Origin of the sequence: Lacipirellula sp., assembly GCF_965279485.1 — a bacterium.
Lineage (GTDB): Bacteria > Planctomycetota > Planctomycetia > Pirellulales > Lacipirellulaceae > Lacipirellula.
Genome location: NZ_CBDIIC010000002.1, coordinates 3714801 through 3737620, shown reverse-complemented (window position 1 = coordinate 3737620; position 22820 = coordinate 3714801). Strand labels below are relative to the sequence as shown.

General features: G+C 61.4%; 18 protein-coding genes. 6 read left to right on the top strand and 12 right to left on the bottom strand.

Going from position 1 to position 22820, the window contains the following annotated elements; all coding sequences use genetic code 11:
• Positions 1-68: 68 nt before the first annotated feature.
• Genes ACQY7R_RS22605 through ACQY7R_RS22595 form a run of 3 tightly spaced genes read left to right on the top strand, consistent with a single transcriptional unit; the run spans position 69 to position 4184 of the window.
• Complete coding sequence (locus tag ACQY7R_RS22605) at positions 69-1802, top strand: Hsp70 family protein (protein WP_428307816.1); 1734 nt, start codon at positions 69-71, stop codon at positions 1800-1802.
• Positions 1795-2508 carry a hypothetical protein gene (locus tag ACQY7R_RS22600; RefSeq protein ID WP_428307815.1) on the top strand — a complete coding sequence of 238 codons (714 nt, stop codon included), beginning with the start codon at positions 1795-1797 and terminating at the stop codon, positions 2506-2508. Before ACQY7R_RS22605 ends, ACQY7R_RS22600 begins: the two co-directional genes overlap by 8 nt.
• Positions 2508-4184, top strand: coding sequence for a J domain-containing protein (locus ACQY7R_RS22595; RefSeq protein ID WP_428307814.1), 1677 nt, complete (start codon positions 2508-2510; stop codon positions 4182-4184). The genes ACQY7R_RS22600 and ACQY7R_RS22595 overlap by 1 nt, the downstream gene beginning before the upstream one ends.
• Positions 4185-4308: 124 nt before the next feature.
• On the opposite strand, the gene ACQY7R_RS22590 is transcribed toward ACQY7R_RS22595, so the two are convergent.
• The 8 genes from ACQY7R_RS22590 to ACQY7R_RS22555 form a co-directional block, all read right to left on the bottom strand.
• Complete coding sequence (locus tag ACQY7R_RS22590; RefSeq protein WP_428307813.1) at positions 4309-5775, bottom strand: Nramp family divalent metal transporter; 1467 nt, start codon at positions 5773-5775, stop codon at positions 4309-4311.
• 116 nt (positions 5776-5891) lie between these two features.
• Positions 5892-6239 carry an ArsR/SmtB family transcription factor gene (locus tag ACQY7R_RS22585; protein WP_428307812.1) on the bottom strand — a complete coding sequence of 116 codons (348 nt, stop codon included), beginning with the start codon at positions 6237-6239 and terminating at the stop codon, positions 5892-5894.
• The gene (locus ACQY7R_RS22580) at positions 6226-6684 is read right to left on the bottom strand and encodes an SRPBCC family protein (RefSeq protein ID WP_428307811.1); all 459 of its coding nucleotides are present in this window, start codon (positions 6682-6684) and stop codon (positions 6226-6228) included. The genes ACQY7R_RS22585 and ACQY7R_RS22580 overlap by 14 nt, the downstream gene beginning before the upstream one ends.
• A 258-nt stretch (positions 6685-6942) precedes the next feature.
• Positions 6943-8445, bottom strand: a complete 1503-nt coding sequence (locus ACQY7R_RS22575; protein ID WP_428307810.1) for a S1 RNA-binding domain-containing protein — start codon at positions 8443-8445, stop codon at positions 6943-6945.
• Positions 8446-8652: 207 nt separating this feature from the next.
• Positions 8653-9717, bottom strand: a complete 1065-nt coding sequence (locus ACQY7R_RS22570; RefSeq protein WP_428307809.1) for an amidohydrolase family protein — start codon at positions 9715-9717, stop codon at positions 8653-8655.
• 339 nt (positions 9718-10056) lie between these two features.
• The gene (gene fhcD, locus ACQY7R_RS22565; protein ID WP_428307808.1) at positions 10057-10944 is read right to left on the bottom strand and encodes a formylmethanofuran--tetrahydromethanopterin N-formyltransferase; all 888 of its coding nucleotides are present in this window, start codon (positions 10942-10944) and stop codon (positions 10057-10059) included.
• Between the two features lie 89 nt (positions 10945-11033).
• On the bottom strand, positions 11034-12122 hold the full coding sequence (locus ACQY7R_RS22560) for a hypothetical protein (protein ID WP_428307807.1): 1089 nt from the start codon (positions 12120-12122) through the stop codon (positions 11034-11036).
• Positions 12123-12462: 340 nt separating this feature from the next.
• Positions 12463-13650, bottom strand: a complete 1188-nt coding sequence (locus ACQY7R_RS22555; protein WP_428307806.1) for a TlpA family protein disulfide reductase — start codon at positions 13648-13650, stop codon at positions 12463-12465.
• A gap of 293 nt (positions 13651-13943) precedes the next feature.
• On the opposite strand from ACQY7R_RS22555, the gene ACQY7R_RS22550 reads away from it, so the two are divergent.
• Entirely contained in the window at positions 13944-15437 is a 1494-nt protein-coding gene (locus tag ACQY7R_RS22550; RefSeq protein WP_428307805.1) for a hypothetical protein, read from the top strand.
• Positions 15438-15545: 108 nt separating this feature from the next.
• On the opposite strand, the gene tnpA is transcribed toward ACQY7R_RS22550, so the two are convergent.
• Positions 15546-15998, bottom strand: a complete 453-nt coding sequence (gene tnpA, locus ACQY7R_RS22545; RefSeq protein WP_428307804.1) for an IS200/IS605 family transposase — start codon at positions 15996-15998, stop codon at positions 15546-15548.
• Positions 15999-16466: 468 nt separating this feature from the next.
• Here tnpA and ACQY7R_RS22540 point away from each other — a divergent pair, with 468 nt between their 5' ends.
• Positions 16467-16961, top strand: coding sequence for a pyridoxamine 5'-phosphate oxidase family protein (locus ACQY7R_RS22540; protein WP_428307803.1), 495 nt, complete (start codon positions 16467-16469; stop codon positions 16959-16961).
• Between the two features lie 165 nt (positions 16962-17126).
• On the opposite strand, the gene ACQY7R_RS22535 is transcribed toward ACQY7R_RS22540, so the two are convergent.
• The gene (locus ACQY7R_RS22535; RefSeq protein ID WP_152097142.1) at positions 17127-18188 is read right to left on the bottom strand and encodes a 3-isopropylmalate dehydrogenase; all 1062 of its coding nucleotides are present in this window, start codon (positions 18186-18188) and stop codon (positions 17127-17129) included.
• A 390-nt stretch (positions 18189-18578) separates the two neighbouring features.
• Here ACQY7R_RS22535 and ACQY7R_RS22530 point away from each other — a divergent pair, with 390 nt between their 5' ends.
• Complete coding sequence (locus tag ACQY7R_RS22530; RefSeq protein ID WP_428307802.1) at positions 18579-19169, top strand: hypothetical protein; 591 nt, start codon at positions 18579-18581, stop codon at positions 19167-19169.
• Between the two features lie 141 nt (positions 19170-19310).
• Here ACQY7R_RS22530 and ACQY7R_RS22525 read toward each other — a convergent pair whose 3' ends face one another.
• The gene (locus ACQY7R_RS22525) at positions 19311-20747 is read right to left on the bottom strand and encodes a sulfatase family protein (protein ID WP_428307801.1); all 1437 of its coding nucleotides are present in this window, start codon (positions 20745-20747) and stop codon (positions 19311-19313) included.
• Positions 20748-20806: 59 nt separating this feature from the next.
• Complete coding sequence (locus tag ACQY7R_RS22520; protein WP_428307800.1) at positions 20807-22711, bottom strand: sulfatase family protein; 1905 nt, start codon at positions 22709-22711, stop codon at positions 20807-20809.
• Between the last annotated feature and the right edge of the window lie 109 nt (positions 22712-22820).

The window sequence follows — 22820 nt, the reverse complement described above, 5'->3', positions numbered from 1 at the left end:
CCGCGAAATAGCAACGAGGCCGCCAATTTCAGTATCGCCTCCGAATTGAATGGATCGCCGCGGATTGTATGGCTGCACTTATTGGAATTGATCTGGGGACCACCAACTCGCTGTGCGCCGTCTTCCGCGACGGGCGGCCGGTGTTGATCCCGAACAGCGTCGGGCAGCTGTTGACGCCTTCGGTCGTGGGACTGGTCGACGGCGATCGCATCGTCGTCGGAGCCGCGGCGAAGGAGTTGCGCGTCACTCAGCCCGAGCGGTGCGTCTCGTGCTTTAAACGGTGGATGGGTTCCGACAAGTCAATCACGCTCGGCGAACGGTCGTTCACCCCGGTGGAGCTGTCGAGCTTCGTGCTCAAGTCGCTGCGTGAAGATGCGGAGCACTTCCTCAAAGAACCGGTAACCGAGGCGGTCATCACCGTGCCGGCGTACTTCAACGACCACCAACGGAGCGCCACCAAGCAAGCAGGGCAATTGGCGGGGCTCACGGTGCGGCGGATTCTTAACGAACCGACGGCAGCGGCGCTCACCTACGGGTTCCACGACCGGACGGCGGCGAAAAAACTGCTGGTGGTCGATCTCGGCGGCGGGACGTTCGACGTTACGCTGATGGACGTGTTCGAAGGGGCGCTCGAAATCGTCGCCACCGCGGGCGAGAGCTTTCTGGGCGGGGAAGATTTTACGGAACGGCTCGTGGCCAGCGTCCTCCGCACGCAGAACATCCAGCTGGAAGTCGCCGAGTTGCAGCGGCCGCTGCAGGTAGCGCGGTTGCGCCAGCTGTGCGAAGAGGCGAAGCGGACGCTCACCACGCAAGAGAAAGCCTCGATTCGCTTGCCAGATGAGCAAGGGCAGCTCGACGACAAGTCGCGCCGCGTCGAAGTGAGCCGCGAGCAGTTTGCGAAGCTCGCCGCGTCGCTGTGCGAACGCCTCAAGGGGCCGCTCGGCAAGGTGCTGCGCGACGCAGATTGCCGGCCGGAGGCAGTCGACGACGTCATCTTCGTCGGTGGCGCCACCCGGATGCCGGTGATCGCCGACTTCGTCGCCGATTATCTCGGCTGCCAACCGCTGGCAACGTTCAATCCGGACGAGGTCGTGGCGCTCGGCGCCGCGGTACAGGCGGCGCTGATTGCCGACGACCAAGCCGTCGAAGACATGGTGATGACTGACGTTTGCCCCTTCACGCTCGGCGTGCAGACGGCGAAGGAGTTCGGCTCGGAAGTGAAGTCGGGCTACTTCACGCCGATCATCCACCGCAACACGACGATCCCAGTTTCGAAGGAGATGACGTTCGGAACGATGCACGCCAATCAGCGCGAGGTCGTGGTCGACGTCTACCAGGGCGAGAACCGGCTCGTCGAAAAGAACCACAAGCTCGGCGAGCTGAGGGTCGTCGGCATTCCGCCCGGCCCGGCAGGGAAAGAGATCTGCATCCGCTTCACCTACGACGTGAACGGCATCCTCGAAGTCGAGGCGTATGTTCCTGGCGCGACGCAGAAATTCCGCACAGTGCTCACGCAGCACGCCCACCATATGAGCGCCGAGCAACTTGCCGAGGCGGTCGAGCGACTGCAAAACCTGAAGTACTACCCGCGCGAAGATGCTGAAATCCAGAATTTGCTCCGCTTCAGCGAGCGGATTGTTGGCGAGGTGAGCCCCTTTCAGCGCGGACAACTGGAAGAGGCAATTGACAGCCTCGAATCAGCGATGGGGCAGGGCGATCAGGAACTCGTGAGCTTCTCGCGGCAGGGGCTGCTGCAAATCCTGGCGCTGTTGGGCTACGAATTTGGAGCCGTCGATGAGTAGCGCGCCTCCCAGTGATAACGACAAACTGCTCCAGTACGTCGAACGCGCGCTCCGGCAGAACCCGCTGCAGGAGAGCGCCGCGATCATCCGCCGCCGTAACCGGCTGCTCGGCCTCGAAGCGGCCGTGACGCCGAAGGCCAGCGGAGGATCAGGTTCCGTCGATCCGGGAGCACAACGGCAAACGCTACTGAAGCAAATCGAAAAGATTCGCGCCACCTTCTGGACGATGAAGCTCGACACACTGCGGGAATCGCTGGCGCAACTCGACGCGAAGGAATTCCCCGACGTCGACGCGGTCGTGCGGCGGCTGACGCTTGTCGCCAAGCATCGCGACCAAATCCCGCGAATCTTGGGGCAGAAGGATTTCGATTCCGACTTCTTCCGAGTGTTCAAAGAAGTGCTGATCGCAGCGCCGCGAGATTCGGCGATTGTGAAGGAGAAGGCGCTCGTGGCATTTTGCGAGCGGAAGCTCCGCAAGCGCGGCACGCGGATGATCAAGCTCATCGAGCGGGAGCTGCCGTACTTTCATCAGCTCGAGTCGCAGTGGCTCAAGTCGCTGATGGCTCAGCGCGGCAGAGTGAGCGCTCCGCGGTCCACACAGGACCACTTCGAGGAAGGACGCTCCGGATCCTCGTTTCCGTGGTGGGGATACATCGTCATCATTTCACTCATTCGATTGGTCCTAAGCATAGCGTCGGATAAGTAATGAGCGACGAGAACGTCGAGGTCGACTGGAGCTTGCTCCCGCATGAGCCGCTGAAGTTTTTCAGCCTGGCTCCGACGTTTGATCGGAAGGATTTGAAGCGGGCTTACAACCGGCTGCTGCGCCAATTTAAGCCGGAAAAGCATCCAAACGAGTTTCAGCAGATTCGCGCGGCGTACGAGTTGCTCGATAACCAACAGCGTTACGGCGCCGCCGCGACGTCGCCGCCGGAGTACAAGTGGCAAACGGATGACGCGGCGGCGAAACCTGCGACTTCCGCGTCGCAACGGCCCGTCGAGTCGGCGGCAGCAAACGCCCCCGAACTTCCCGCCACGCCGGCGCCGCTGCCGCTCCACCAGCGAATCCGTCACGAGCCGCTGGCGAACGTCTACCGCCAGTTAGCAGAGAAGCAGCACAAGCTGCCGTACGATTACTACGCCCTTGCCGTGATGTCGGACGCGGTTGATCGTAAGGATGGACAACAGTTTCTCCGCTGGTTGCTGCAAGGACTCGTGGAACATCGCCGCGATCGAGCGCTACTCAACTTGCTGTACGAGTACCTCCGCGGGCCGCTCGCCATCGAGACGGTTGCAAAGATTCTCGTCGCGGTATCGAAGACGGTGCGAACCGACGAATTCTTTCCGCTGACGGAAAGTCTATGGCATCGTTTGCTGCGAGAGCGACCGTTCGTCGAATTTCGCAAGACGTTCGAAGCGTGCGAGACGAACCTGCGCGATATCTGCATCGACGCTCGGCTGGCGTTCACGGTTGAGATTCTCGAGTCGGCCATTTGGGTCGCCGATGGGGACTGGATTGCCAAGGCGTTCGGACTGATTGAAGAGAACTTCCAGCGGATTCCGCCGCAGGTGCAGAACGATCTCGACCTGCTCGACTTTCTGCGGAACTACGTGGCGGGCCGGCCGAATTTGGCGACGGCTCATCCGCTACGGCGGCGTATCGACGAAGCGCTGCGGGATTTTTTCTCGGGAGATGCGGCCAAGCGCGATCGGACGGTGTTGCAGTGCCAAGTGGAAATGGCGGCCGATCCGGCGGCGACGCTCGAAGCCTTCCCGCTTAAATCGGAAGAGGATTACTCCAATTTTTATACGCTCTGGTGTTATGTATCAGGCGACGTCGCCGAACGGCACGTTGCGGATCAACCGCAGGCAAATATCAGCGCCTGGATATCCCGCGGAAGGGCGCTGTACGAGAACATCGAACGGCGCGTGAAAAGCTCGGTGCCTTACCGTCGTTGGACCGGAGCCAGCCTCGTGTACTCGTTGCTCATCGCGCTCTTCTACCTCTTCGTTACAGTGATTCCACTGATCCCTGTTCTAGTGCTCATCGGGGCAGGCATCGGCGGCGGATTTATTAATGTGTTCTTGCCGCTCGCGACGATCGGCATCACGATCGGCGTAGCCGTCTTTGTCCACTTCCGCTATTTGCGTCCGCGCTGGCAGCAACACGAACAGACGCATGCCACGAATTGCTACGCGGCAGTTAGTCGCGAAGAGTTGGCGGCGTTCCTACAACGGTCGCAGTTCTCGCATCCAGAGTTGCGCGATTTACTGTTCAATGCCGACATTACTAACTTGACGACGGCGCAGAACACGGCTGATCACTTTCAGCAGGACTATGCGCTCGCGATTTATGCAATGGCGCTCCGGTTTCAGGTATGAGCTACAGGCTGCCTCCAGCGATGTTCTCTCTGCGATTTCCTTTGCGCCTCCGCGCCTTTGCGAGAGATCTTCTTGATTTAGGTTGACGCTGTGAGGTTCGCTCCGGCGGGTCGTTGACCCGCGGCTACTTGGCGAGCGTTTGCCACAGGCCCCAGCCGGCGATGCTGGAGACGCCGGTGAGGATGAGCGCCGACGCGATGCCGCAGCCGAGCATCCACCAGCGGGTGCGATAGGCGGGCGGCAGTTGGAAGTTGAGGTACAGCCCGGCAAACATCGCGATGCAGACGCCGAGGCTCGTCGCGAGAAAGTTAACCGTCTGCGTCATGACGTCGAAGTCCATCGGACTCCAAATGACGACGTTCGTCGCGATGAACACGTAGCCGCAAATCACGAGCTGAATGTTGCGCTGGTTCCACTGCCGTGCGGGCCAGATCGCACGGAAGTATTCGGTCACGCCGCGGGCGTAAACGTCTGGATACGACTGCAGCGTTCCCCACAAGGCGGCGACGACGCACAGATAGTAGACCCACACGAGCGAAGGGTGGATCGCGTTCCAGATTTCGGCCTGATCGGTGAGCAGCCCCCAGTCTTTGAACTGAGCAATGTCTTCGCCCGCTTGCTGCTTCGGGAAGAGGACCGCGGCGCCGGCGATCATGAATGCGGCGCTCACCACGAGCAGCACGAAGGCGCCGAAGGCGACGTCGTAGCGGATTGGTCCGGCGGCGCGACGTATTTCTCGCACTTGCTGCGGATCAGTCGGCAAGTAATCGCCTGGTTTTCCGGCGGCGGCGCGCTCCAGCAATTCTTTACGGTCTTTGTGGCCCGTCATCCCCCAGCCGTGCAGGGCGATGAAGTCGGGATAGACGAGATAAGTCATCACGCTGCCGCCGACGTAGCCCATCGTCACGGCGATGAGCGGCCAGACGCTGTCGCGGAACAGCGGGGGCGCCGACTTAGGAACACTGGGGATGTGACCGATCGAGAAGAGCCCCTTGAGCGCGGCGAACCAATCGGGCCGCACGAGCAGCGTGCCGATGCACGTGCCGGTGACGAGGATGCCGCAGATGATGACTTGCTGGCGTTCAAGGCTGCGATAGCTCGTCGGCAAACTAAGCAGCAGCGCGATTGAGATAAAAATCGTGGCAAGCACGCGGTTCGTCACGCCGTGATCGCCGCTGCCGAAGAAGAGGTAACTCATCAACTCGCCCGAGGGGCGCGCGAGGGCCCCCCACAGCGGCCCGGCCGCTCCAAGCTCGAGTGCGATCAATAGAAACAACAGCCAACCGCGCGGGCCGGGGAGTTTTACCAACCGCTGGCCCGGCGACTCGCCGCTGACGGCGGTGTAGCGGCCGAGGAAGTAGGTGACGCAGACGCCTTTCGTGAGCGCCGCCAACAGAACAAGCCAGAGCAGGCCGTAGCCCATCCAGGCGCCGGTGCGCACGACGACGATCGTCTCGCCGGCGCCGATCGAGACCGAGGCGAGAACCGCCGCGGGACCGAACATGCCCAGGAGGCGAACGAGCTTGCCGGGCGACCAAGGTTCAGCCAGCGGGCCCTGGAGCGGGGCTGGCGCGAGAGGAGAGTTTGGCATGCATCGGATTGTAGATGCGGCAGCGGGGCGTGGAAGGGGAAACGTAAATACTGGAGGCGTAAAGACGGCGCCTTAAGCCCCTCGTTGGATCGCTCCGGCGGGTCGTTGACCCGCGGCTACTTTTCGACGAAGTCTTTCAAACGCGTGAGGGCCGCGTCCCATTGCGCGGAGACGGCGGCCAAAGCGCGTTGCGCTTCCTCCAGCGAGCGCGGCTGCAGCGCGTAGAGCGTTTCGCGGCCACTCCGTTCGCTGCGGACGATCCCTGCGCCTTCCAGGACTTTGAGATGCTTCGTGATCGCCTGCCGCGTGACGGTCGCCGTTTCCGTGAGTTGCGTGATCGACTGCTGCGAGCCGTCGGCCAGCCGCACGACGATCTCCAAGCGCGTGCCGTCGCCGAGCGCCGCGAACAAGGCGGCAGTTTTCAACAACCGAACCGTGGCGGCTTGGCGGCTACTTTTCGACATACGCCTTGATGTTGTTATTGAGCTGCGCGGCCCAGCCGCCCGAGTTCATGCGGTATGCCTCGTCGCGGCGTCCGGCGGGAATCTTGTCGAAGCCAGACTCGACGACTTGCAACAACACGCCGCCGTCTTTCGATTCGAGCGTGAACTCCACGAGCGTCCGTTCTTCGGCAGAGTAATCGACCTGCGGATCGATCGCGTAGGGCCGCCAGTAAAACGAAAAGTACGTCTTCGGTTTGATCTCGCCGACGAGCACCTCCATCGTCACGTGCTCGTAGCCCGGGTGCGTGATCTGCCCGCGGCAAAACTCTCCGGGAACGAACGGACCTTCGAGATTGACGCGAAACCACTCGCCGAACTGTTTGGAATCTGTGAGTGCACTCCAGACGCGGTCGAGTGGGGAGTTGAGCTGTACTTGCTTCTCAATGCGATCGGTGGAGGAGGGCATGGGCTTCTGAACCTCGGATTCAAGCGGAAAATTACGCAACCGTTTAGTTGCATGTTATTCCACCAGTAGCCGCGGGTCAACGACCCGCCGGAGCGGTGATCGAAAGCGGAAAGAATTGAACAGAGAGCGGCGCGCAAGCGCACTGTTCGGCATCGCGAGCCAACAACTGCGCGAGTTGAGACCGTGAACCGGTGGGCAGCTAGTGGGGTAAACAGGAGACCGTAGCGAGTGCCGCTTCGGCTGGTCGTTGACCCACAACTACCACTTGAGGCCGAACTTTTCGCCGCCGCTGGGGGCGCTGACGCCGCCCTTAAGGCTTTCGTTCGCCTTACGACGCTGTTCTTGCCGCTTGAGATCTTCCGGCGTCGGTTCGCGCTCTGGTTCGGGCTCGGGGCGGCGGTGCTCCGGCTTCTCCGGCGCTGCGATGAGCGCCTTCAACGAGAGGCTGATCCGCTGCGCATCGGGGTCGACCGACAGCACTTTGGCCTCGACCTCTTGGCCCTCGCTCAGCACGTCGCTGGTCCGCATCACTCGGCCGTGACCAAGTTCAGAGATATGAATGAGACCTTCGACGCCTGCTTCCAGTTTCACGAAGGCGCCGAACTGCATCAGCTTCGAGACGGTGCCCTTCACACGGGAGCCGATGCCGTACTTCGTCGTGACGTCCGCCCAGGGGTTCGCGCCCATGTCACGGTAGATGAGCGAGATCTTACCGGTCTCGGGGTTTACCTTCTCGACGCGAACCTTCACGGCTTGGCCAACCTGCAGCACTTCGCTGGGGTGACCGATGCGGTCCCAGCTCATCTGGCTGACGTGGATGAGGCCGTCGACGCCGCCGAGGTCGACGAACGCGCCGAAGTCTTGCAGGCTGCGGACCGTTCCTTCGCGGATTTGGCCGGGGGCGATCTCGGCGAGAATCTTCTCGCGATTTTCCTTCCGCTCACGCTCCATGAGGGCGCGGTGGCTGAGGACGAGGTTCTTGCGGCTGCGGTTGGCTTCGGTGATGACGCAGGCGAGACGCTGACCGACGTAGTCTTCGGCGTTCTCGACACGGAACATCGAGATTTGGCCCATCGGCATGAAGCCGCGGATGTTTGAGACGGTGCACTCAAGGCCGCCCTTGTTGGCGGCGGTGATGACGACCTCAATCACCTGACCTTCGTGGACTTCGTCCCAGTTGCCGACGCTCACCGCAGCCGCAGAGCGATTGATCTCGTAGATCCCTTGCTCTGTGTCGAACTTGGTGACGACCATCTCCATCTGGGCGCCGACTTCGGGGGCCGTTTCGAACTGCTTCAGCTGAGCAACGCCCTGGCTGCGGCCCATGCCGAGGTCGAAGAAGACGTCTTCGCCGTGGATGCTGACGACGGTTGCGTTGACGCGAGTTTCCGGAGGGAGTTCGGCCTGCGAGGTCGCGGCCGTGGAAGATTCCATTAGCTGGTCAACCGAACCTTCGGCGAGGGCGGCCTGCAGCTCCTGCTCCAGTTCGGGCGGCAGCTGGGCGCGGATGTTCGGCGGCGGATAATTCTTGCGGCCCTGGTCGACGACGCGACCGGGGTTCGCCGGGCCAGGATTCACTGGCTTCGGGGCGAGCGCAGGGGCGTCGGCTTCGCCTTCGCGTTGGCTGCCGATTTGGATGCGTTCGCTCGGCCGCTGACCGTCGGCGCCGAGATCGGCGTTGGCAACTTCAGCGGGAGGCGTCGCAGGGCTCGACGGAGTAACGGTCGGTTGAGATTCCGTCGGATCGTGATCGGCGGTCATAAACTCGGCAGTCCAAGGAGAAGTAAAACGACCCACATCGGGCCGCGCCCGACCGCGCAGTTTAACCAGCGGGTAGCGGCCCTGGCAACGGGTGATGCGAGGGTAGTTGGAAGTAGTCGGGAAGATGGGCGCGGCGGCGGAATTTGGGCAAATAGCGCGCCGTGGGAGCCCATTGATTCGACACGCGAGAAGCCCGCCCTCAGGAGCTCATTCTGCAGTAATGGAAATGTGTTGCCGCTGGAGCCTTTCTGCGACCCCAGGGATCAATCGAGCCGCGTTTTCGTTGTAAATTTTCCGCAAAACTTCGTTCGGCAGATCGAGGCCGTAGATGTTCCAGAAGCCTTGTGGCGGGTACTGATCCTCGGCATAGGGGAAGTATTCGTCGGCCGTTTCGAGGAGACGCCAGTGGGGGGCGAGCCGCTTCACGTCGCGTGGGCCATCGGTGCCGAACAAAATTCGGTCGGAATATTTCAGGCAGAATTCGCGGGCCGCGCGGGGCTGGCGGCCAAGTTCGGCGACACGAGCAGCGAGCTCGACGTTGAGGTTAGGGTACTTGTCGAGCCAGCCGCCGAGTTGGGCCAGGTCCTCCGGACTATTGGCGAAGTGGGCGCCGATGAACACCGTCTGGGGGTGGCGTTCGACCACGCGGATAAACGAGGCCAAGATTTCTGCGTAGCTGGGAAACTTGTCGGCAGGGAAGTGCCAGTCGGGATGGCGGGAAAGTTCTTCGTAACGTTCGTTGAACCGATCGAGCGGCTGGAAGAACGCGGCCGGATCGCCGGCGTGGATCAAGATCGGCAGCCCGAGTTCGCCGCACGCTTTCCAGATCGGATCCCAGCGCGGATCGTCGATAGCGATCAGCGAGCCGTCGGGGTTGCGGTAGGCGAGGCCGAAGTCTTTGAAGACCTTTAGTCCCGAGGCGCCGCGTTCCTTTGCGTCAGCGAGCGCCATGGCCATGCGTCGACCGAAGTCGTGCCGCTGGCAGTCCCACGTAGCGGGTTGGTCGGCCTTGCCATCGCCTTGCCAGTTGATGTTCGCGAAGATGACGAAGCGATCAGGATACTTCGTCCAGAGGAACTTTTTGTGCTCTTCCAAACTCTCGCCGAGTTCGCCGTCGAGGCTCACCGAGATCGCGATGTTTTGGTTGTCCATCAGGCGGACGTACTCGGCGAGCGCCTCGGGCGATTGGCGGAGTTTGTATCGGCAATGGACATGCACGTCGACGGCTGGAAACTTCGCCCGCGCGGGATGGTGCTCGGGGAGGACGAGCATCGACCTCGGCTGGAACTGATCTAACTTGAGCGCTGCGGGCTGCTCTTGGGCTTGGGCTTTTGACGTCTCTCGCAGAGGCGCAGAGGCGCAAAGAAATACGCAAAGAATGCAAATGCGGAACCCGAGAGGCGAGAGCCATACCTTCGTCGAGTAGGCAGATGGAGGGAGAGAGAAGGGATTGGTCGTCATATCAATTCTCTCGTGTGAGCGTCGATCGCTCCGCTCTTCCATCTTGCCAACAAACAACTCAGGCAATCTAAGCAGCTTCTTACTTCTCTTCTTTGCGTATTTCTTTGCGCCTCTGCGCCTTTGCGAGAGACCTATTCCCAAGCCCGCCGCCTAAGCCAGCACTTCACGCAGCCGGAAGTGGAACTTGCCAAGCTTGCCGCCGTAGTTGCCGGCGCTGATCGCGGGAATGCCATCGCCCGCAGCAGCGTGAAGCGTCACTCGCATCGCTGCGGCGACGTGTTGTTCGTCGACGCCATTGATCACGATTTCATACGCACACTCGGCGCCGGCGACGAGCTCCGTCGGCACGCGACCGCGCAGAGTTGGGCAAAAGGCGTCGTTGCTCGACGCGCGAAGTGCTTTGTATTTTGAGCCGACCTTGCTGCCGCTGCGGACGACGCCGCCGGGGAAGGGGGTAACGACGCCCGGCATGTCGGCGATCGCTTCGACCGCGCGACGGGCGGCGGCGAGCGTAATGGCTTGCGTCTCGCCCTGAATAATGATGTTGCCGCCAGCAAGCCCCTTGGCGACGCCGACTTGCTCCTCAGCGATGAACTCGCCGTCCATCACCGGGATCCGCCAATAGCGGCGATCACCGATCAGCTTGCTCTTCTGGTAGCCGTCGCCGAAGAACCGCAAGTTCTTGCCGAGCGGAACCTGGTCCTCGCCCTCGGGCAATCCGTTGAACACGGCCGAGGTCGCGCAGGGAAGCAAGCACTGGCCAGCGCGGTTGAGCATCGCCTTCGCCAGCGCGTCGACGGAAAAGCCAAAGGCGAGCACCGCAGCGCCGGGCCGGGCGTCGGGCGTTTCCTCGGGGGAGAGGAAACGCTCGACGCCGACCTCGGCGTCGCAGCCGATGACGCTCGAACCGTAACCGCAAAACTCACGGAGCGCGGCGTCGAGCCAAAAGTCGTCCAGAGCCGTGACGATCAGCCGCGCGTAGCGCATGCGAAACGCCTCGGCGAAGGTGTCGATAATCAGCGTCGAACCAAGCAGCATGCGAAGGCGCCAAGAACCTAGTAGCCGCGGGTCAACGACCCGCCGGAGCGCCTCATCACATGGGAACGAAAACCGCCTCGCTCTGATGATTAACGCTGCCCGCCATTTTCACTGGCTTGCGGAGGCGCGACAAGCCCTCCGCCTTCGCCTTCAGCAGCGGTTACCAGGCCGCCGCATCCGAGGCCGGAGTTTCCATAGTTTCCGACCGCCGTTTCCGCCAACGGCGACACTCTCCGCACCACCCGAGCGACTTGGCTCACCACCTCAGGAACATGTCGGACTAGAACCCGGTTCGGCAGCACGTAGAGAAAAAATTCGTCACGATCGACGCCTTCGGCTTCCGTTTGCCAATTGACTGATTTCTTCACCGCGTCGCGAATCGCGCTGCGAGCCTCTTCGCTGTCGGCAAGAACCTTGTCATTCAGATTGATCGACCGAGTAACGGGCTGAGTCGACGCCGTGGCCGACGCCCCAGCGCCATCCGCAATGATGCCCTGCTTCGCAGTCCGCATGTGATCCAACAGACGACTGACGCCTGTGTGAACTCGTTGCGTCTGCGAGATGACGATCATCCCGGGCGGAAAGGACAGGGCCTCTCCTTCGCCAGTCCCGTTCTCCATCCACGATTCATGCTCGACCGAAGCGACGATAACTTCGATCAACCGTTCGCAAGTCGCTTCGTCGCCATCCAACAGGTCGTCAACACGGTAAACGACGACTTCCAATCGCTTCTCCGCTTCCTCCTGCGTCGTAATGAGCAGAACTTCTTTATCAATAATGTAAGTCAGATCCTCGCCGGCAGACTTAATAATAAGGTCGAGCGCCGACCGCAACGACACGTTTGCAATTTCGATCGTCACTTCGGTCTCGGGGCTCGCCGCGACGGCATCGAGCGCCGCAGCGTCGAAAAGAATCGGAATCTCGTAGTCTTCCGAGAGGACTTGCAGGATTTGATTGAGAGGGGCCTCGACCTCCGAAATCGACGCCTTGAGCTGCTGATTGAGAGCTGATTCAATCCGTTCGGCAGCCAAATTCGCGGTAGCGTACGCCTTTGGTTTTGCGGATACGGCGATGCTTGCCGTCGTTTGCTCTTGGGCGAAGAGCGAAGCAGCCGTCAGCGCGCTTGCCGTCGCGCCTACTGCCACGAGAAGACGATACCCCGATAACATCTGGCCCATGAGATGCCTCCTCGCCTTCCCCCGCGGGGCAGGCTGTTTGAGAAAAGTTGCCGGCGAGGGGCGGTTCCGGACGCCCGCTCGCAGATGGGCGGCAGTGTAGATCGGCTAGCTAGCGGATGTCAAAAATTTCTTGAATCTGGCTGATTCTGCAGTCTTCTTTGCGCCTTCGCGTGAGACATTCCTAATTCCGATCTCACGCAAAGGCGCAGAGGCGCAAAGGGAATGCGAGGAGAGGAAGGCGGGAAAGCAGGAGCCGCTCAAGCGCACAAAGGACGCAAAAGGGACTCGTGAGAGCCTTTTGCGTCCTTTGCGACTTATTGCGGCAACAATTCTTTGACTATTACTTTGCGGCGGCTTCCTTCTCGGCGGCGGGCTTCTCCGTTGGCGGTCCGAGGAGCTTTTCGAGTTCCTCGCCGAGCACCGGGCCGCGGGCGTTCATGTTGACGACCTTGCCGTCTTTACCCACGAGGATCGCTGTCGGGATGCCGGTGATGCCGTAATAGGTCACGAGCGGGTTCTGCCATTCACGCTCGTCTTCCTTCTTCGGGAAGATCGACGCCCACGGCAGCTTGTTCTCGTCAACGTACTTCTTCGCCGCTTCGGGGGTCGCGTCGAGCGAGATGCCGAGGACGTCGAAGCCCTTGTCGTGGTAGGCCTCATACATTTCGAGAACATTCGGAATCTCGGCACGGCACGGACCGCACCAGGTGGCCCAGAAGTCGACGAGTACGACCTTGCCGCGATACGAAGCCCAATCGACTTCCTTGCCATCAAGAAGCGTACCGGTAATCTCCATCGGATTTCCGAGCAGCGTCAACCGTCGCAGGACGCCAGGGAGGTTCGCCTCGGTCAGCTTCTCTTGCACCTTCTTGTCTTGGCTCTTCTCCAAGACCGGAATCACTTGCTCCAACATCTTAGCGACCGCGTCGTCCGCCGAGCCGTCGAGTCGCATGCTGGTGACTTGGACGATCGAGACGTCGATCGGCTTCGGGCCGGCCTTCACCTTGTTGACGATCAGATCGAGGAAGGCTTGCTGTTGCTTCGCATCAAGTTCCGGCCACTGGTTGGTGGTGTACATGATCGTGTTCTGCCAACCGAGGCCGACGACGTCGTCACGTTTGTCCTCACGGGCGGCTGCTAGCGTCTCTTCAAACTTCTTGAGCGCATCGGGCTGCTCCATTTGGATGAGAGCCTGCAGCGCCTCGAACCGGTACGCGTAGGCCTGGGCGGCCTGATCGTCGGTCGGCTTGGCGACGAGCAGGCGATTCGAAGCTTCCACCAGCGCGTTCAGCGCCTTGACGCTGAACGCCATCTTCTCTTCGTCGGTCTCGCCCTGCGGTTCCGTTTGGGCGAGTTTCTTCATGAAGTCTTCGATCTTCGTCGCGTCGCCTTCCGGCACGGTGAAGAGATCGGCGTCGGCCGTCGCCTGAGCGCGGACCGGCGCGGCGTGCTGCAGAGTCGCTCCCGCTGCCAAAGTCAGCGCCAAGAACCAGAGGACGCGAAAAGAACCAAGGAGAGAGCGTGTCATGCAGAGGTCTCGCTTATCGGAGCGCTGAGGTAGGTGGCCGGGTAGATGCTGCCGCCGCGGCGAAAAAGGCTTGCGAAGCTGTCATTTTGGCGATCTGGGGCGTGAAGGCAAGCGAGTGGCAAAATAGGCGATTTTCCGACGGCGCTGCGACGGTGCGCGATGCAGGGGCGGGAATCGCCGCCGATAGCGAGAAACAAACGCTGTAACACTCGGCCTGACCTTGCGCCTCCCAATGCAGCGAGGCCGATTGCCTGCCTCGGAACCTCACACAGTTTCAAGCAAAGGCCTCTCCCATGTTTTCCAAACTCCTTCGCCGTCGTCAGAAGACGTCCCCATCGTCCACTCCTTCGCGGTTCCGCATGGAAATGCTGGAGAATCGCCAAATGATGGCCGGCGACGTCGCCGCCTCGGTGGTGAACGGCAACCTTTACCTCAACGAAGCCGTCGGCGCCACGGGACTCGATAACGGCGTGCGAATCTATCAGGTATCGCCCGGCATCGTGCGAGTGCAGGGGGCCGAGGCGAACAACAGCGACGGCTCGCTGAGCCGTGTCAATGGACAGCTTTATCAAGACTTCGCGATCAGCGGCGACTTGAACGTCAACCTCGGCGCCGGCAACGATCGGCTGCACCTAGGCTTCGACGGCGGGTCGAGCGCTCCGAACTTCAACAACGTCAACATCAACATGGCCGCGCCCGATTTGGTGGTCGCCCAGAAGGCTCAGGTCGCCAAGGGCGGCATCGGCGGAGTCTTCGACCCTCCAGACGCCGATCAATTCTTTGGCTGGGGCTTCAACGCCCGCGGCGCCGTCAACGTGAACACCGGCGTCGGCAACGACTGGGTCTTCATCAGCAATTCCTTCCTCGGCGACGGACTCGGGGCCGACAATCTCACGATCAACACCGGCGCCGGCGCCGATACGGCGTCGATCAAAGGAACAACGCTGCTCGGCAACCTGCGAATTCAAACTTACACGAACGTCAACGAGAACGACTCCGACATGGTTTGGATGGACAGCGCGCTCGACAGTTCGTTCAACACGCGTCCGACCTATATCACCGGCGACGTGAGCCTCTACACCGGCGCCGGCGCCGACAACCTGTGGCTCGGCGACTCGACGGATCCGTACTTCACCGGCCTGGGCTTCATGACGCTCGGCAACTTCCAGGCTTACCTTGGCGCCGGCGACGACGTCGTCGACATCTCCGCCGCGAAGTTCGGCAATGGCGCTGCACACTGGAGCAACTTGCTGCTTTACACGGGCGCCGGCGCCGATGACGTGACCGTCGACTTCGACCGGAGCTTGATCGACGTCGGCGATCCGATGCCCGAGATCAACGGCTCGCTCATCATCCAAACCTATGATTCGCTTGCCGAGACCGACGCCGACAAGGTGACGATTCCGATCGGCCAAGTTGGCTTCGCCACCTACATTTGGCTCGGCGGCGGCGACGATCAGTTCAGCCTCACCGCCGGCAACTGGGGGAGCTACGTGATCGTCGACGCCGGCGCCGGCAACGACACCGGCTTCGCCGCGGGCTTCCTATATGAAACGGCCGAGATCCGCCTGGGCGAAGGCAGCGACAATATGACGATCGCCCACCTGCGGGCGAAGAAGCTGACCCTCGACGGCGGCGCTGGCGTCGGCATCGACCGGCTGACGCGGACCTCGCCCTCGGCGGTTGATCAGTTGTTCCAGAGCGGTTGGGAGTACATCAACGGCCGGCCGACTTGGCTGGATGATTTGGTGTTCGATTCGAACATGGCGGTAATGTCGCGACGCTAGGAGCGAGTGACGAGAATTGAGGTTCGAAAGGGGCGGGCGCGAAATCGCGCTCGCCCTTTTTTCGTTTGAGGTGGCGAAGACGAAGCAGTAGTGGGGCGGAGCGGGGATTTAATCCCACAAGTACCGCTCGTCAAAGTCGATTTCATACCGCTTAAGCAGACATCGAAATTCATCCTGAAACGGCTCACGGCGATGATGGTCGCGTTGGCCGGCGATGTAGCGCTGCAGGTCCGCCAATTGAGACTGGCCAATGGAGAAGGCGCCGTAGCCGTTTTGCCAAGCAAAGTCGATGTACGCGGCGCCTTGTTGTTTCATCCAATGCGAAGAGTCTTGCTTGATCCCTTGGATGAGATTGCTCACCGATGCGGTGCGAGCCAACGAGCAAGCAATATGAATGTGATCGTCGGCGGCGCCGATGCCGTGAGTGGGACAGTGAAGCGTTCGGGCGACCGTGGCGATGTATTTGAAGAGGTCGCGTTCGATCGATTCGTCGATGAAAGGTTCACGATTTTTGGTGCTGAAGACAATGTGGAGCAGGATATTAGAAATCGATTGCGCCATGGCACGCAGCACCCAGTTGCTGAATCAATTTGCAGTAGTTGTCTCGCAACTTATATTACCACAAACAATCCGCAAAAATACAAATTTGGCCTGGCATTCAGGCCTGTAAGGCCGCGCCATGACAGCCCAGGGCGAAGCCCTGGGTTGGCGCGTTGCCTCCATTCCGTAGCCCTGAAAGGGCGCGCTTGGCAAATCTTGGCGCGCCCTTTCAGGGCTACGCTCTTCTTTGCCAACCTTCTACCCAGGGCTTTGCCCTGGGCTATCGCAGCGCGTCCCTTCGGGACTGGAGACCGCGAGCGAATACATATTGAGCGTTCGGTATTCGCCGACAGGATCTGTCGCTCGCGCGTTGTGGGGTCTTTATGCTGCACTTACGCCCATTGGTACGCTCGGTCCGCGATTTGCTCATGGCTTGCTACGCCGCACACAAATTGGCGAACCGCAACACCTATCGCTAGGAGAACCACCATGTCCGCCGCGCCTGACGACAAACTTCGGGAACTGCTCGACGACTTCGATGCCGCCATGTTGGTCACGCGGCGGCCCAATGGGGCGCTCAGGTCGCGGCCGATGGCCGTGGCAGGACTCGACGCCGACGGGACGCTCTGGTTTCTCACGCAGGACGATTCGGGGAAGATCGACGAGATCAACACCGACCATCACGTGAACGTCGCGATGCAGTCGTCGCTGAAGTTCGTCTCGATCAGCGGCAAGGCGGCGCTCGTGAAAGATACCCGCAAGGTCGAGGAGCTATGGAACGAGGCGTGGAAGGTCTGGTTCCCCGGCGGGAAGGACGATCCGCATCTCGTGCTATTGAAAGTGCAGGGCGAGACGGGCGAGTACTGGGACAACAGCGGAGCGAGCGGGATCAAGTACCTCATCGAGGCGGGGAAGGCGTACCTCAGCGGCACGCGGCCTGATGTGGAGGGGGATCCGAAGATTCATGCAAAGGTGGCGCTGTGATCGGCTAACGTCGATAACCTCGTGGCGCACCCTTCGCGAAGTCATCCTCCGCTGAGGAGCGACTGACCATGCCCTGAAGAGGGAAAGAAAAAACCCCCGTCCTGGAGGGCCGGGGGCTGATGATCGGTTCGGAACGTGAACGCGTTATCGCGATGCGATGAGCGGCTACAGCGCCTCGACGACCAAATCGCCGACTTCGCTCGTCGTGTAACCCATCTTGCCGGCGTTCTGGCTCTTCATCTTCGTCGCGGTCACTTTCATGATCGCGTCCATCACGCGCTTCGCGGCCTTCGGGTGGCCTTGCTGATCGAGCAGCATGCTCACGGCGTTGATGGCGGCGATCGGGTTGATCTTGCCCGTGCCGGTGTACTTCGGCGCGCTGCCGCCCATCGGCTCGAACATGCTGACGCCACCCTTGTCGGGGTTGATGTTGCCGCCGGCGGCGACGCCCATGCCGCCTTGGATGATGCCGCTGAGGTCGGTGATGATGTCGCCGAACATGTTCGTCGTGACAATCACGTCGTAGTACTCAGGGTTCTTCACGATCCACATGCAGCAGGCGTCGACGTGGTTGTAGTCCTTCTCGATGTCCGGATACTCGGCGCCGACTTCCTGGAACGTCCGCCACCAAAGATCGTGGCTGAGAATGACGTTGGTCTTCGCGACCAGCGTGAGCTTCTTCCCCTTCGGGTTGTTACGCTTCTTGCACAACTCGAAGGCGTAGCGGATCGCCCGCTCGCAACCCTTGCGGGTGTAGAGGGCCGTTTGGGTCGCGACTTCGCTCGGCGTTCCCTTGTGCATGAAGCCCTGGACGCCGCAGTAGAGGTCTTCGGTGTTCTCGCGAACGACGACGAAGTCGATGTCCTCGGGGGTCTTGCCCTTGATCGGGCACTCGACGCCGGGGAACAGCTTCACCGGGCGGAGATTGATGTACTGGTCGAGGCCGAAGCGGAGATCGAGCAGCAGCTTGCGTTCGAGGATGCCCGGCTTCACGTCGGGATGGCCGACGGCGCCGAGGAGAATGCAGTCGAACTTGCGGAGTTGGTCGAGGGCGTCGGCGGGCAGAGCTTCGCCGGTCTTCAGGTAGCGGTCGCCGCCCCAGTCGAGGTCGGTGAGTTTGAGGTCCTTGTCGAAGCCTTCGAGCTTGGCGACTGCCTTGAGGACTTTGACGCCCTCGGCCGCTACTTCAGGTCCGGTGCCGTCGCCGCCGATGACTGCGATGTTCATTGCTACTTTCCGTTGTCGTTGTGATGCTTGAGAATTGATTGCTTCTCGCAAAGGCGCTAAGACGCCAAGGGAACGCAAAGAAGAAACCGGGAAGGAAGAATCGGCGGGAGGCTCGCATGCCTCCAACGGCTTCATCTTCTTCTTTGCGAAACTTTGCGCCTCTGCGTCTTTGCGAGAGACTTTACCGCTCGCCGGCGAGGGCAAGCGAATCCTTGATTTTAGCGGCTCGGCGGGGGGTGCGAAACGGGCCCCAAACGGCGGAAAAGTTTGACGTAAGTCCTTACTAGTCCCTAGAATCAGCGGCGACCTTCGGGGGCGAACCGCGGATGACGGGGCTCGCGGCGCCGGAGGCTTCTTCTCGATTGAGGGTTGCCCTCAAAGGTGGTCGCGATGGGCGTGGGTCCAACTCTGCTGGGCGGAATCGTTGGAGCGGCCGTGGGCGTGGGCCTGCATACGTTGCTGGAGACCGGGCTGCTTGGCAAACCGATCGAGGCGTCGTGGTTCGCGATCATCATCGGGCTGCTGACCGGCGTCGGCGTCCGGCAAGCGAATCGGCAACACATGGAGCGCAGCTATCTCCGCGGCGCGATCTCCGGCATCGTCGCGCTGGCGGCGATTTATGGCAGCACGGTGGTCATTGCCGAGATCATGAAGAAACGCGATGTTTCCATCGCCGCAAAGCCCCCTACGATTGCCGTCGACGACGAGACGACTGGGGACGAAGCAGCGGACGGCGCGGAGGCCACTGCGGAAGAACCGGTGGAGGAGACGACTGAGGAAGCGACCAATCCTGCACTCGCCGGCATGGGGACGATGCCGACGCGAACCTCGGATCTCAACCCGTGGCAATTCGTATGGATGGCGATTGGAGCGCTGGTGGCGTATGAGCTCGGCCGCGGCGCCGGAGCGCCGAAAACCGCCGAGCCGGTCGACGCAATGCCGCCCGAAGGCTTAGGCCGCGCGACCGATCCGAGCGAGTAGCCGCGGCTCAACGAGCCGCCGGAGCGGTGATCGCAAGATTAAAAGCATCAAATACAAAGGCGGAATCACAACGTGTGATTCCGCCTTATTTTGTTATGGCCTGTCGAAGGAACATCGCTCCGGCCGGTCGTTGACCGGCGGCTACTTGGGGAGATCCTGCTTCACTTCTTGCCGGCCGATTTCGCGGACGTTCGTTGGCTTCACGTCGGTGAGCGAATCGCCCAAGTCGTTGCGGGCTTCGTCCATGTAGCCGCGCATCCGCTTGGCGATGTTTGGATGCTGATCGAGCACCGACTTCGTTTTGGCAATGTCGCGCGAGAGATCGTACAGGGCAGGGGGGATCGGCGTGTCACCGACTTCGGTGTCGCGCCATAGGCCGTAGTAAATGTTCTCGTTCTTGAGGACGTTCTTCGCGCGGAACTTCCACTTGCCGCTGCGGACGCCGTGGAGTTCGTTGCCGAAGTAATAGAAGTACGCTTCCCACGGCGACTTGGCGTCTTGCTCGCCGTATAGCAACGGCGTGATGTCGTGACCGTCGATGATGCGATCCTGCGGCGTCTCGCCGCCGGCGATCGCGGCGAAGGTCGGTAGCAGGTCCATTTGCGAAGCGAGTTTCTTGCACTCCGAACCCGCCGGCACCTTGCCGGGGAACCAGGCGATCGTCGGGACGTTGAGTCCCCCTTCGTAGGTCCCCCCCTTGCCGCCACGGTAGGGGGTGTTGAGGCCGCCTTCTTCGCCACGAAGCAGCCAGCCGCCGTTGTCGGAGCTGAAAATCACCAGCGTGTTGTCGTCGATGCCGAGCTCCTTGAGCGTCTCGAAGATTTGGCCGACGCTCCAATCGACTTCGCTCACTGCGTCGCCGTAGAGGCCACGCTTGCTCTTGCCGCGGAACTCGGGCGACGCCGCGAGCGGGATGTGCGGCATCGTGTGGGCGAGGTACAGGAAGAAGGGCCCGTCCTTGTGACGCTTGATGAAGTCGACCGCCTCGGTCGTGTAGCGTTTCGTTTGTTGATCGCGGTCGATCGGTTCTTCGAGCAACTCGTCGTTGCGGTAGTAGCGGTACGGATTCATGTCGTTGCTGAAGTACACGCCAAAGAATTCGTCGAAGCCATGCTTCACCGGGCTGAATGCTGGCGGATCGCCGAGATGCCACTTGCCGACGAGGCCGGTCGCGTAGCCGACCTTTTTCAACACTTCAGGAATGAGCACTTCGTCGGCGCTGATGCCGAACGGCGAGTTCGGCCACAACACGCGGCTCGGCGAGACGGTTCCATCGGCGCGAGGGGCGATGACGTCGCCCATGCCGACGCGGACCGGATAGCAGCCGGTCATGAACGCCGCCCGCGAGGCAGTACAGGTGGGCGCTGCGGTGTGGAAGTTGGTGAGCCGCATCCCTTGCTCGGCCATGCGGTCGAGATTCGGCGTGCTCATGTCGACGGCGCCGAAGCAGGTGAGATCGGCGTAGCCCATGTCGTCGGCGAGGATGACGATCACGTTCGGCTGCTGCTCGGCGGCATGCAGTGCGGGGAACGCCAGCAGGCAGGCTAGCAAGGCGTAGAGGGCTTGGTGAATTCTCATAGGTGGTTCCGCTTGGTGGACTGTTCTGACTGATTCAAAGAAGCGGTGCAAAGGAATCGTTACTCAGCAGGCGCCGTGCGAAGTACGAAGCGTTTATCAAAGCGGTTCGCCCAGGGCTTGAGCGAGTTAGCCGGCTGGTTCTGCTCGTTCATACCTTGGAGCTGCTTTTTCACTTCACGATTCGCCGCAGCGAGCGCCGGCACGGCCGGGGTGCCGGCGACGTGCAGGTCGAGCACCGTCGCCGCTTCGGCTTGATCCCATGGGCTGCCGCCGGCGCGATAAATTTCGATGAGCGTTGCCAGCGCTGCGTCGCGATCGGCGTCAGCGAGCGATTCTTCGTTGAGCGTGCGCTCGGCGGCGAGGATGCGAATCGAGTCGTCGACCGGTGCGTCGGCGCCTTCGGCTCCCTTCGCTTCCTTCAACAAGTCGAGCGGTAAGCCGGTCTTGCGAATGCTTTCCACCATGCGCTGGTACCGCTCGGCGCCGTCGGCGTCACGGAAGAACTTGTAGCGATTTTCTCCCTCCGGCACGATCCGCGAGAGCATCCCCTCCGGGACGACGCCCAAGTCGCGCACGTCAAGCATCCAAGCGTCGAGCGCCGCCGATAGCTTGGCGAACCGCTCGGCCTGCGCCGGGTCGGCGGCGAGATTGTTGAGTTCATACGGATCAACTTCGGTGTCGTAGAGCTCTTCCACCGGCTTGTGTTCGCGCATAAACAGGGCCTGCGTCTCGTTCAACTCGCCCGCAGCGGCGAGGCGGCGCCACTCGCGCATGATGTCGCTGTTGTCGCCATAGCCTTGATGCTGCGAGTAGGGACGATCGGGCCGGTAGTTGCGGATGTACTTGTAGCGGCCGTCGCGGATCGCGCGGATCATGTCGTACGATTCATCCATCCGATCACGGACGCCGTAGACGTACTCGCGCGGCGCCGGCAGGTTCGGGCCGAGGAACGGCTGGCCTTGCATGTAGCCGGGGATTTTTACGCCGGCCAGATTGAGCACCGTCGGGCCGAGGTCGACAAGGCTCACGAGTTGATCGCGAACCTCTCCCGGCATGCACGGCACAAGATGCCGCCACTTCTCGGGGACGTAGACGATTAGCGGCACGCGCATCCCCGTGTCGTAGAGCCAACGTTTGTGCCGCGGAATGCCGGCGCCGTGATCGCTCCAGAAGAAGACGATCGTATCGTCGGCAAGGCCCGCTTCCTTAATCGCGGCAAGGTGCTCGGCGACCCACAGATCGAGCGACGAGACGACGTTGTAGTACCGAGCCCAATGCTCGCGGATCTTGGGCGTGTCGGGGTAATAGGGCGGCAGCGTCAGCTTCGCGGGATCGTGGCGATCGCCGACGGCAAGTTTCGAGGTGACTTGCGAGTACTTCGGCTCGTCGCCGCGGATGCTGCTTTCATGCGTGCCGACGAAATTAAACACTGCGAAGAACGGCGTCGAGTCGGTCGGGCGATTCTTCCAGCTGGCGTCTAAACTCGATTCGTCCCACGAGCCGGCCGGCGTCTTGAAGTTGTAATCTTGCTTTTCGTTGTTCGTGCAGTAGTAGCCATCCTCGCGGAGGTAGGTGGGGAAGGGGCGAATCTTCTGCGGAAGCTTCACCTTGCTCCGCATGTGATGCGTGCCAAGCGCGGCGGAGTAAACGCCGGTGATGATCGAGCTGCGGCACGTCGCGCAGACGGGCGAGGGGACGAAGGCGTTTTCGAAGCGGATCCCCTCGGCGGCCAGCCGGTCGATGTTGGGCGTGCGGGCCTCTTTGTCGCCGTAGCAGCCGAGGTGGGGGCTCATATCCTCGGTGCTGAGCCAGAGGATGTTTGGGCGGTCTGCGGCTTGGGCGCTGGTTTCGAAACCAAGAACACAGCAAGCAGCGGCGCTAAGCAATAGGAACGCGGCGGAGGCCCCACGCGCAAACACTTCTGGTTCCCTCCCCTTGAGGGGAGCAACGAGCACGGTCGCCATTGGCGAGCGAGCGCAGGCTGTAGTCAGTGCGAAGCACCGGGTTAGGGAGGGGTGAGCGCAGCGGGTACCAGCGTTCGCCCCCCTCCCCAGCCCTCCCCTCAAGGGGGAG